The sequence below is a fragment of the Mesorhizobium waitakense genome (assembly GCF_056431085.1).
Map to the genome: position 1 here is coordinate 105,176 of NZ_JBWKME010000049.1, position 11,975 is coordinate 117,150.

Genomic DNA, 11,975 nt, shown 5'->3' on the forward strand with positions numbered 1-11,975 from the left:
GTGGTGCGGAAACAAACTTTCAGCAAGTGGGATTATGCAACCAATTGCATTTGAATCGGTTTTAGGGCCATTGCCGTGGCGGTGACGCCGCTCAGTGTCCGCATACGGAATTTTCAATGAATATTCAGACGACCCCTGCCCAGATCCAGAAGACGAGCGCGAGCTTCCCAGCCATCACGGAAGAGCCGATCCGATCCAATTTCCTGCCCGAAGAGCGTCTTCGCCTGCTTGGCGAAAGCCTGGCAAAAGGCGACCTTACCGATCTGTTCGGCCTGACGCCCTTCGATTTTCAGGCCCGCATCCGCGACAGCGCCAAGAAGATCTTGGAAGTCTATCGTTCGACCAATGCCGCGCAGGCGAGGGGCGAGACGATCACGCCGGCGGCGCAGTGGCTGCTCGACAACAATTACCTGGTCGAAGAAACCATTTTCCAGGTCAAGCGCGATCTGCCGCGCCGCTTCTACCGCCAACTGCCCAGCCTGAAACTGCCCGAGGGCGGCAGCGTGCCGCGCGCGCTGGCACTGGCCTGGACCTATGTGGCGCATTCGGACAGTTCCGTCTCGGCGACGATGTTCAAGTCCATCGTCCAGGGCTTCCAGTCGCTCGAGCCGCTGAAGATCGGCGAACTCTGGGCGCTGCCGTCGCTTCTGCGCTTCGTCCTGATCGAAAATCTCCGCCGGCTGGCGGTCAGGGTCAACCGCACCCGCCAGATGCGCCAGATCGCCAACGATGTCGCCGACAAGGTTCTGTCGACCGACGACAGCCCGGACCGGCAGGCGATCCTGTCCAAATTCAGCGCTCATGCGCAGGACACCACCTTCGCCACCCAGCTGCTCTATCGCTTGCGCGATGGATCGCAGAATGCCGGCAAGGCCCTGGAATGGCTCGAAGGCGAGCTCGAAAAGACCGGCTCCGACGCCGAGGAAATCATCATTTCCGAACATCACACGCTGTCCAGCGGCAATGTGACGACCGGAAACATCATCCGTGGCCTGCGCCTTATCAACGACGTCGACTGGACGGTGTGGTTCGAAGGCGTCAGCCGCATCGACACCGTGCTGCGCGAGCGCACCGATTTCGCCGCGCTCGACTTCTTCTCGCGTGACCAGTACCGGACCGCGATCGAGGAACTGGCGCGCCGCTCCGACCTTTCGGAATATCGCGTCGCCGAGAAGGCCATCGAACTGGCCGATCACGCCGCCACCGAGACCCTATCGGGCGATGATGAAGGCGCTGCCACCCAAGTTGCATCCGCCCACACCGATGTCGGTTTCTTTCTCGTCGGTCCGCGCCGGCTGGAACTGGAGAAGGCGATCGGCTACCGGCCGACCATCAGCCAGACGGTCAAGCGCACCTTCCGCAAGACCGGATGGCTTGGCATCGTCGTACCGGTATTTGCGCTGACGGCCCTGCTTCTCGTCCTCACCGGCAACGCGCTGGCCAATCTCGGCCTGTCGGTGCCGTCGATCGTCGTGATGCTGGCGCTGTTTGCCGTACCGGCTAGCGAGGGCGCTCTCGCCTTCTTCAACACCGTCGTATCGCTGTTCCTGAAACCGACGCGCCTCGTCGGCTATGATTACAGGCACGGCGTGCCGTCCGAGGCACGCACGCTGGTGGTGGTGCCGTCGCTGATCGGCTCACGCGACGACGTCGAGGAAAACATCCGCAATATCGAGGTGCATCATCTCGCCAACACTGCGGATGAAATCTATTTCGCGCTGCTGTCGGATTGGCCCGACAGCAAGATCGAGATCGATGCGGCCGATACCGAGATCCTCGAATTCGCCCGCGCCGAGATCGCTCGTCTCAACGCCCGCTATCCCTCTGAAGGCGCGCCGCGTTTCTACATCCTGCACCGGCGCCGGCTCTTCAATGCGGCGCAAGGGTCCTGGATGGGCTGGGAGCGCAAGCGCGGCAAGCTACACGAGCTCGACCTTCTGCTGCGCGGCGACAGCGACACCACATTCCTGCCGCTCGACGTGCCGCTGCCCGAAAGCGTCGTCCATGTGATGACGCTCGATGCTGACACGCGCACCACCCGCGACGCGGTCGCGACCCTGGTCGGCAAGCTCTGCCATCCGCTCAACCGGCCGCATTTCGATGCCGCCAGGCGCGTCGTCACGGCCGGCTACGCGATCCTCCAGCCGCGCATCACCGCGTCGCTGACCAGCGGCGACGACGCTTCGTTTTTCCAGCGGGTCTTCTCGGCCAATCGGGGTCTCGACCCTTATGTCTTTGCTGTGTCCGATCTCTATCAGGACGTTTTCGGCGACGGGTCTTTCACCGGCAAGGGCCTTTATCACATCGACGCTTTCGAGGCCGCGCTGCAGGGCCGCATCGAGGAAAACACCATCCTCAGCCACGATCTGTTGGAAGGCGCGCTGGCGCGCTCGGCGCTGGTCACTGACGTCGAACTGGTTGAGGATTATCCGACCCGCTACTCGGTCGACGCCTCGCGCCATCATCGCTGGGCGCGCGGCGACTGGCAGCTTCTCGGCTTCATGCTCGATCCGCGCTCCGGCGTGCCGGCTCTGTCGCGCTGGAAGATGGTCGACAATCTGCGCCGCTCGCTGACGCCGATCTTCTGGGTCATGGCCGCGATCGCCGGCTGGACGCTGCTGCCCTTCACGCAGGCCGCCCAATGGCAGGCCCTGCTGATCCTCAGCCTGTTCATGGCGCCGACATTCGACATCGTCAACGCCATCCTGCCAAAGAGCGGCGACCAGACGCCGCGCGGCCATTTCTCGGCCCTGGCACGCGACGTCGCCTTCGGCACCGCCATGGTGGCGCTGAAGATCGTGCTGATGGCGCATAACGCCTGGATGATGGGCGACGCCATCGTCCGCACGCTCTACCGGCTGTTCGTGAGCCGCCAGAACCTCCTGGAATGGCGCACCGCCTCGCAGGCGCACAAGGCGGGCGACAACGATGTCGGCTCCTACTACGGCATGATGTATGGCGCCGTGATCATCGGCTTCGTCGGCCTCGCCATCCCGGTGCTGGCCGATTCCACTGGCGCCTTCGTCGCCTTCTTCTTCGCCCTGTTCTGGATCGCGTCGCCGGCCATCTCCAGCTGGATCAGCCGTTCGGCCGAAACCGAGGATCGCTTGCGCATATCGCAAGCCGATATCCACGCACTGCGTACGGTGGCGCGGCGCACCTGGCATTATTTCGAAAGCTTCGTGACGGCCGAGCACCACAATCTGCCGCCGGACAATTTCCAGGAAAGCCCGGCGCCTGTCGTGGCGCCGCGCACCTCGCCGACCAATATCGGCGTCTATCTGCTGTCGGTCGTCTCTGCCCGCGACTTCGGCTGGATCAGCCTGTCCGACGCCATCACCCGCATCGACGCCACCATGACGACGATCGAAGGCATGCCGCGCGACCGTGGCCACCTCTTCAACTGGTATGACACGACGACGCTGAAGCCGCTCTACCCGCTCTACATCTCGGCTGTCGACAGCGGCAATCTGGCCGGCCATCTGGTGGCGGTGGCGGCGGCTTGCGCCGAATGGGCGGAAGCGCCCTCGGTCCATCTCCAGGGCGATTTCGAAGGCATTCTCGACACGGTGACCATCCTCAGCGAGAGCCTCGACGAGTTGCCCGACGACCGCCGCCAGCTGCGGCCCTTGCGCCAGCGCCTCGTCGACCGTCTCGACGGCATGCGGCGCGCGGTCGACACCATCAAGGCGCAGCCGGAAATGGCGTCGATCCGCACCATCAATCTGGCCGTGCTGGCCGGCGAGATCCGCAAGCTCGCCACCGCCATCCACACCGAGGCGGCGTCGGCCCAGAGCGACGTCATCGTCGACTGGGCGGCCAGGCTCGAAGCCACCTGCGAGGCGCATGTCCATGACGCGCACAGCGACGACAATGCCGTCGAGGCGCTGCGCGCCAAGCTGCTCACCTTGCGCGAGCGCACGCGCCGCTTCGCCTTCGAGATGGATTTCTCCTTTCTGATGCGGCCCGAGCGCAAGCTGCTGTCGATCGGCTACCGGGTCGAGGAGCACCAGCTCGATGAAAGCTGCTACGACCTTATGGCTTCCGAGGCGCGGCTGACCAGCCTGTTCGCCATCGCCAAGGGCGACCTGCCGACCGAGCACTGGTTCCGGCTTGGCCGGCCGATCGTCGAGATCGGTTTCAAGGGCGCGCTGATGTCCTGGTCCGGCTCGATGTTCGAGTATCTGATGCCGCCGCTGGTGATGAAGGAGCCGCAAGGCAGCATTCTCAACCAGACCAGCAAGCTGATCATCAAGCGCCAGATCCAGTATGGCCGCCAGAAGAACGTGCCGTGGGGCATTTCGGAAGCGGCCTACAACGCCCGCGACCGCGAACTGACTTACCAGTACACCAATTTCGGCGTGCCCGGGCTCGGCCTGAAGCGCGGCCTTGGCCAGAACACGGTGATCGCGCCCTATGCCACCGTGCTCGCGGCACAGTTCAACCCGCGCGAAGCCGTGCAGAATCTCGCCAGGCTGCGGGAGATTGGTGCGCTTGGCCGCCACGGTTACTACGACGCCGTTGACTTCACGCCGCAGCGCGTGCCGGAAGGCACCGATCATGTCGTCGTGCAGAACTACATGGCCCACCATTCGGGCATGTCGATCGTGGCCGTAGCGGACGCCATCTTCGAAGGCCGCATGCGCGACCGCTTCCACAGTGATCCGGTCATCGAATCGGCTGAACTGCTGCTGCAGGAGAGGGCGCCGCGCGACATCCCGACCGCGACCGTCAGGACCGAGGCCGACGAACGCTCCAAGGACGAGACAGAAGTCGAGAGCCCCGACACCCGCATCGTGCTCGATCCGTTGCGGTCGCTGCGATCGACCAGCGTGATGTCGAACGGCCGCTATTCGGTGATGGTCACCGCGACCGGCTCGGGCTACAGCCGCTGGGGCGATCTCTCCATCACCCGCTGGCAGCCGGATCCAACCGAGGACCGGCTCGGCTCCTACATCTTCCTGCGGGACGCAGGCACCGGCGTCTGGTGGTCCGCCACGGCCGAGCCGAAGCGTGCGGCCGAGGAGAAGGCGCAGACCTTGTTCTCCGACGACAAGGCGAGCTTCGTCAAATCGGTGGGCACGTTGCGGTCCGAGGTCGAATGCATCGTCATCTCGGAAGGCAATGGCGAGGGCCGTCGGGTCACGCTCTACAATGACGGGCCGTCCGACCGTCACATCGAAGTGACCTCCTTTGCCGAACTGGTGCTCGGCCTGGAGGCGTCGGACAACGCGCATCCGGCTTTCTCGAAGATGTTCGTGGAAACCGAAATCACATCGAACAACGCGCAGATCTTTGCGACGCGGCGCAAGCGGGAGACCAGCGAGCCCGATATCGCCATGGTGCATTTCGTCACCGATCCGTCCGGATCGGCGCGCGATGCCGAAGCCGAGACCGACCGGCGCGCCTTCATCGGCCGCGGCCGCACCATCGTCGACGCGGCCGCCTTCGACCCCGGCGCCAGGCTTGGCGGCCATTCGGGCTTCACGCTCGATCCGGTCGCAGCGCTGCGCCGCCAGGTGCGCGTGCCTGCCAACAAGAAGATATCGCTGACCTTCTGGACCGTCGTCGGCGCCAGCCGCGCCGAACTGGAAGAGGCCCTTGCCCGGCTTGACCATCCGGAGAGTTTTGCCCGCCAGGCCATGCTCGCCTGGACGCGAAGCCAGGTGCAGACCCGCCATATGGGCCTCAGCCTGACCGATGCCGCCAATGTGCAGAAACTGGCGCGCTATCTGATCTATCCGGATCCGTTCCTGCGTCTTCCGGCCGAATCCATCGCCACGGGGCTGGGCAAGCAGTCGAGCTTGTGGCCGACCAGCATTTCGGGTGATTTCCCGATCTTCCTGGTCAGGATCGGCGACGTCGCCGATCTCGAAATCGTCGCCCAGGCGCTGCGTTTCCAGGAATACATGCGCACCCGCGGCATGATGATCGACTTCGTCGTCGTCAACGAGCAGGCGTCGTCCTATGTCCAGGACCTGCAGCGGGCAGTGGAGACGCTGTGCGAAAACAGCCGCCTGCGCGGCAAGGAACTCGGGCCTCGCCAGCACATTTTCGCGGTGCGCCGCGACCTGATGGACGAGACCACCTACAAGACGCTGCTCGCTGTCGCCCGCGTCGTCCTGCACACGCGCAACGGCACCATCTTCGACCAGATCGAGCGGGCGGAGGCGGCCGCCCTGCAGGCGCGCGACGCCCTGCAGCCGGCAGCATTGGCGGTCGCGCGCGAATTGCCGTCGCCGGTGCCCGTGATGCACGCCTCGCAGGCCGTGGCGGATGTCAGCGCCGATGGAAGCGGCCTCGGCCAATGGAATGGCTTCGGTGGTTTCGATGGCGACGGGCGGCACTATGTCGTGCGTCTGGCTGGCCGTCGCACCACGCCGCAGCCATGGATCAACGTCGTCTCCAACGCTTCGTTCGGCTTCCACACCTCTGCCGAGGGTGCCGCCTTCACCTGGAGCCGCAACAGCCGCGACTACCAGCTGACGCCGTGGTCGAATGATCCGGTCTCGAACCGGCCGGGCGAGGGCGTCTACATCTACGATCAGGCCAGCGGCAAGGCGTTCTCGCCGCTCGCCGCCGTGGTACGCGACCCCTCGATGACCTACGAGGCCTGGCACGGCCAGGGTTTCTCGACGTTCCGTTCGAGGCGCGGGCCGTTGTCGATGGACCTCACCCATGTCGTCGACCCTATCGACCCGGTGAAGATCTCGCGGCTACGCATCCAGAATTCGGGCTCGGTGCCGGCGCGGCTGCGTGTCTACGCCTATGCCGAATGGGTGCTCGGCGGGCATCGGTCGCGCACGGCGGCAACCATCGTCCCGTCCCGCGACGCTGCTACCGGTGCGTTGCTGGCGCAAAATCCCTACGGGCTCGATTTCAGCGAGCGGGTGGCTTTCCTTGCCGCCGACGGTGGCGTGCATTCGGTGACCACCGACCGTTCGGAGTTCCTCGGCCGGCATGGCTCCAGCGAGCTCCCACAGGCGGTGCTGAGCGGCGCGGCGTTGTCGGGTCGTGTCGAGGCCGGAGACGATCCTTGCGCAGCGATTGCCCGCGACATCGAGATCCCGGCCGGCGGCGACGTGACGCTGCTCTGGCTGCTCGGCGATGCCGAGACCGTCGAGGAGGCCAGCGCCCTGGTGCAGGAGCATCGGGTCAAGGATTTCGACCGGCGGCTTGCTGACAATGAGCGCGAATGGCGCGGCTTCCTCGACACCATCCAGGTTGCCACACCGGACAAGGCGCTCGATGCCATGGTCAACCACTGGCTGCCCTATCAGAGCCTCGCCTGCCGCATTCGCGCCCGCTCGGCCTTCTACCAGGCAAGCGGTGCGTTTGGCTTCCGCGACCAGTTGCAGGACACGCTGGCATTGCTGGCGCATGATCCGCAGTTGGCGCGCGACCAGATCCTCAATGCGGCGCGGCGGCAGTTCCCCGAAGGCGACGTGCAGCACTGGTGGCTGCCGCGCACCGGGGCCGGCGTGCGCACCATGATCTCCGACGACGTGGTCTGGCTGGCCCACGCCACGGCGCGCTATTTGCTGGTCACCGGCGATGCCACCATCCTGAAGCAGCAACTGCCGTTCATCGATGGACAGGCGCTGGGCGAGGGCGAGCACGATGCCTTCTTCACCCCGGAAATCTTGAAGAAGACGGCGTCGCTCTACGACCATTGCGCCCGGGCGCTCGATCTTGCCATCAAGCGCAGCAGTCCCGGCGGGCTGCCGCTGATCCTCGGCGGCGACTGGAACGACGGCATGAACCGCGTCGGCGAACACGGCAAGGGCGAGAGCGTCTGGCTCGGCTGGTTCCTGCTGAAGACGCTGGCCGATTTCGCCGCAATTGCCAAGACCGAAGGCGATGCCAAGCACGCGCAGGCCTGGGCAAAGCATGCCGATGCGCTGAAGCGGGCGCTTGAAAGCACGGCATGGGATGGCGAATGGTACCGGCGCGGCAGCTTCGACGACGGCACGCCGCTCGGGTCGCGGTCCTCGCAGGAGTGCAAGATCGACTCGATCGCCCAGTCCTGGAGCGTGCTTTCGGGAGAGGGTGATCCGGCTCGATCGACGACGGCGATGGAGCAGGCGACCAAACTGCTCGTCGATGACAAGCTCAAGATCGTCAAGCTGTTCACGCCGCCGTTCTCGAAGACGGACAAGGAACCGGGTTACATCAAGAGCTATCCGCCCGGTGTCCGCGAAAATGGCGGCCAGTACACCCACGCCGCCACGTGGTTCGTCATCGCGCTTGCCGAAATGGGGCGGACCGACGAGGCCTATCGCTGCTTCTCGATGCTGAACCCGGTCAACCATGCGACCGACGAGGCCTCGGCCGAGCACTATCGCGTCGAGCCCTATGTGGTGGCGGCTGACATCTACGCCGGGGACGACAAAGGCGGCCGTGGCGGCTGGACCTGGTACACCGGCTCGGCCGGCTGGCTCTACAGGGCTGCGGTCGAAGGGATCCTCGGCATCGAACGGCGCGGCAAGCGTGTTCAGTTCAAGCCAAGACTCCCCCGCCATTGGGACGGTTACTCGGCAAACCTCAAGATGCTGGGGGCGGAACTCAAGGTTCGCGTCGTCCGCGACAATAAGGCCAAGGCGGTTTCGCTGGAGCTGAATGGGGCCAAGACCAAGGTTTCGGCAGTCGAACTGAAGGATGGCGAAGTTACCGACGTCGTCATCAGGATCCCGGCCTGAGGCATTTTGCCCAGAAAGCGTGCTCTCGGGCTCAAGAGCCCGGGGGCGGTTTTCGGGACCACGACAGGGCTAAAGGCGCCATGCCACCCTGCGTTGCTATCGCCTTGGGTGAAGGCATGCCGATGAAAAGAACATAAAATCAAAGGCTTGACGCCAAGTGCATACGCAGCCCAGGCTGGCTGGGCTTGGCATCTCGTCGCCTTTGGCGGGCGCGAGGGCCGCATTTGTTTGGCGCTATACTGTGTAGAAGGCGATTTCGGCCTTGGTCATCCGCCAGACATCGTTGTTGATTAAATTTGTGGCAGCACGTGCCAGCTGCCATGATTTCGCCGCATGCCTGACATTTTACCTGTCTTCTCAAACCGTTAGGTGATCACGGCAGATTTCGGAACGTCGCCATCTTTTGTTCGCGAATTGGGAACTGAAGAGGTACACGGCCATTGTTTTGCGACGTATCAACCGATACGAGTCAAATGATGCAGTGCACAATAAACAGCATGGCGGAGTAACTGGGGTGACCCTTCTGCAAATCTACTGGCGAGCGCTCGGTTATCTGGCCGCAGACAGGAAACGCGTCGCGTTGATCTGTTCGGCCAACGTCGCTCTCGCGATCATCGCCATTCTCGAGCCGATCATGTTCGGACGAGTGATCGATGCGATTTCCGAACGCGGTTCGGTGTTTGCCACGCTTGCCCTGTGGGCGGGCCTCGGCGCCTTCAACATCGTGGCCTTCGTCCTGGTGGCGCGCGGTGCCGATCGCTTTGCCCACAAGCGTCGCAGCGAGGTGCTTTGCCAGTCGTTCGAGCGCGTGATCACCATGCCGCTTGCCTGGCACCACCAGCGCGGCACCTCCAATGCCCTGCACACCCTGTTGCGCGCTGTCGAGACCCTGTTCAGCCTATGGCTTGAATTCATGCGTCAGCACCTGTCCACGGCAGTCGCGCTGTTCCTGCTGATCCCGACCGCTATCAGCATGGATTTGCGCATGTCGATGGTGCTGTTGGCGCTCGGCGTGCTCTATGTCGGCATCGGCCGGCTGGTGATGAAGCGGACCAAGGAAGGTCAGGCCGCGGTTGAGCGCCATTACCACAAGGTTTTCGCGCATGTGACCGACTCGGTCTCCAACGTCGCCGTGCTGCAGAGCTACAACCGCCTTGGCCACGAGGCGGACACGCTGCGCCGCTATGTCAAGAACCTGCTCGACGCGCAGAACCCGGTGCTCGACTGGTGGGCGATGGCCAATGCGCTGCACCGTCTGTCGTCGACGATTTCGATGATGGTGGTGCTGTTGATCGGCGCCTATCTGGTCACCCATGGCCAGCTGCGTATCGGCGACGTCATCGCCTTCACCGGCTTTGCCACGCTGCTGATCGCCAGGCTCGACCAGATGTCGGCTTTCGCCAACCAGATTTCGGAGGCCCGTGCCAAGCTCGAGGACTTCTACCACCTCGAGGATTCCGCGGCCGACGCCGCCGAGCCGGATGGCTTGCGCGATCTCACCAACGTCACCGGCCATGTCCGCTTCGAGAATGTCGGCTTCGAATTCGCCAATTCGGGCCAGGGCATCGACGACGTGTCGTTCGAGGTCCAGGCCGGTCAGACGGTCGCCATCGTCGGCCCGACGGGCGCCGGCAAGACCACGCTCATCAATCTGCTGCAGCGCGTCTTCTCGCCGTCCCATGGCCGTATCCTGGTCGACGGCATCGACACCCGGAGCGTGACCCGCAAGTCGCTGCGTCATTCGATCGCCACCGTGTTCCAGGATGCGGGCCTGCTCAACCGCTCGATCGAGGACAACATCCGCGTCGGCCGGGCTGACGCGACCAATGACGAGGTCCATGCAGCCGCCACCGCGGCTGCCGCGCAGGACTTCATCCTGTCCAAGAGCAATGGCTATGACACGCTGGTTGGCGAACGTGGCGGCCAGCTGTCAGGTGGCGAGCGCCAGCGCATCGCCATTGCCCGCGCCGTGCTGAAGGATGCCCCTATCCTGGTGCTCGACGAGGCGACCAGCGCCCTCGACGTCGAGACCGAGGATCGGGTCAAGGAAGCGATCGACGAATTGCGGCGCGACCGCACCACCTTCATCATCGCCCACCGCCTGACCACCGTTCGCGACGCCGATCTGGTCGTGTTCATGGACAAGGGCAGGGTGGTCGAGATGGGCGGCTTCGCCGAACTGTCGATGCGCAATGGCCGCTTTGCCAGCCTGCTGCGCGCCGGCGGCCTGCTCAACGACGAGGAGGTTCGCCGCCTCAGCCGCACCGTGCAGCAACAGCAGGAAGCCGCCGCCTGATTTCGTTCTTACCTCCCCCTTGTGGGGGAGGTCGGACCGAAGGGCCGGGTGGGGCCTCCTCCGCTGCTTCGCAATGACCTCCCTGTATCGGGAGGCTGACCAGCCTGGGACACCACCGCTCGATTGCCCCAAGCGCACGAGCGGTCTATGTAGAGCCGCATGAGCGACACGACTTCACGCCTGACCGGCTGGATGGATCTTGCCAACCCGACGCGCTTTGTCGGGCTGGCAGACAGGGTCGTGCCATGGCTGGCGTCCATCGCCGCACTGGTCCTTGCCGTCGGGCTCTATATGAGTTTCGCCGCGCCTGAGGATTTCCAGCAAGGCATCACCGTTCGCATCATGTACATCCACGTGCCTTTCGCCTGGCTTGCCATGATGTGCTACACGCTGATGGCGCTCTCCGCTTTTGGCACGCTGGTCTGGCGGCATCCACTGGCCGATGTGGCGCTGAAATCGGCGGCCCCCATAGGCGCGGTCTTTACGGCGCTGGCGCTGATCACCGGCTCGATCTGGGGCAAGCCGATGTGGGGCACCTGGTGGGTCTGGGATGCGCGGCTGACCTCGGTCTTCGTGCTGTTCCTGATGTATCTCGGCATCATCGCGCTGACCCGCGCGCTCGACGATGCCGGACGCGCCGCCTGGGCCGCCGCCATCATCACCCTGGTCGGCTTCATCAACATCCCGATCATCAAATTCTCGGTCGACTGGTGGAATACGCTGCACCAGCCGGCTTCGGTGTTCAGGCTCGGCGGGCCGACCATCGACCCCAGCCTGCTGTGGCCGCTGCTGGTGATGGCCGTCGGCTTCACCGTGCTGTTCTTCGCGCTGCACCTGATGGCGATGCGCACGGAAATTCGCCGCCGCCGGGTTATTGCCATGCGGCGTGTGGCGGCACGACAGGCTAAGTAGGCGCCCCCTTCTCCCCTTGTGGGAGAAGGTGTCGCCGCAGGCGACGGATGAGCGACTATCCGGAGTGT

3 protein-coding genes are annotated in these 11,975 nt (G+C 64.3%); all 3 read left to right on the forward strand.

Annotated features, from left to right (window positions below; translation table 11 throughout):
- Positions 1-116 precede the first annotated feature (116 nt).
- The 3 genes from AC07FD_RS11270 to AC07FD_RS11280 all read left to right on the forward strand — a co-directional run bounded on the left by AC07FD_RS11270 (position 117) and on the right by AC07FD_RS11280 (position 11,907).
- Complete coding sequence (locus tag AC07FD_RS11270) at positions 117-8,699, forward strand: glycoside hydrolase family 94 protein (protein WP_478349907.1); 8,583 nt, start codon at positions 117-119, stop codon at positions 8,697-8,699.
- 514 nt (positions 8,700-9,213) lie between these two features.
- Positions 9,214-10,995, forward strand: coding sequence for a glucan ABC transporter ATP-binding protein/ permease (locus AC07FD_RS11275; protein ID WP_095085827.1), 1,782 nt, complete (start codon positions 9,214-9,216; stop codon positions 10,993-10,995).
- 159 nt (positions 10,996-11,154) lie between these two features.
- Entirely contained in the window at positions 11,155-11,907 is a 753-nt protein-coding gene (locus AC07FD_RS11280; protein WP_478349908.1) for a heme ABC transporter permease, read from the forward strand.
- The last annotated feature ends 68 nt before the right edge of the window (positions 11,908-11,975 follow it).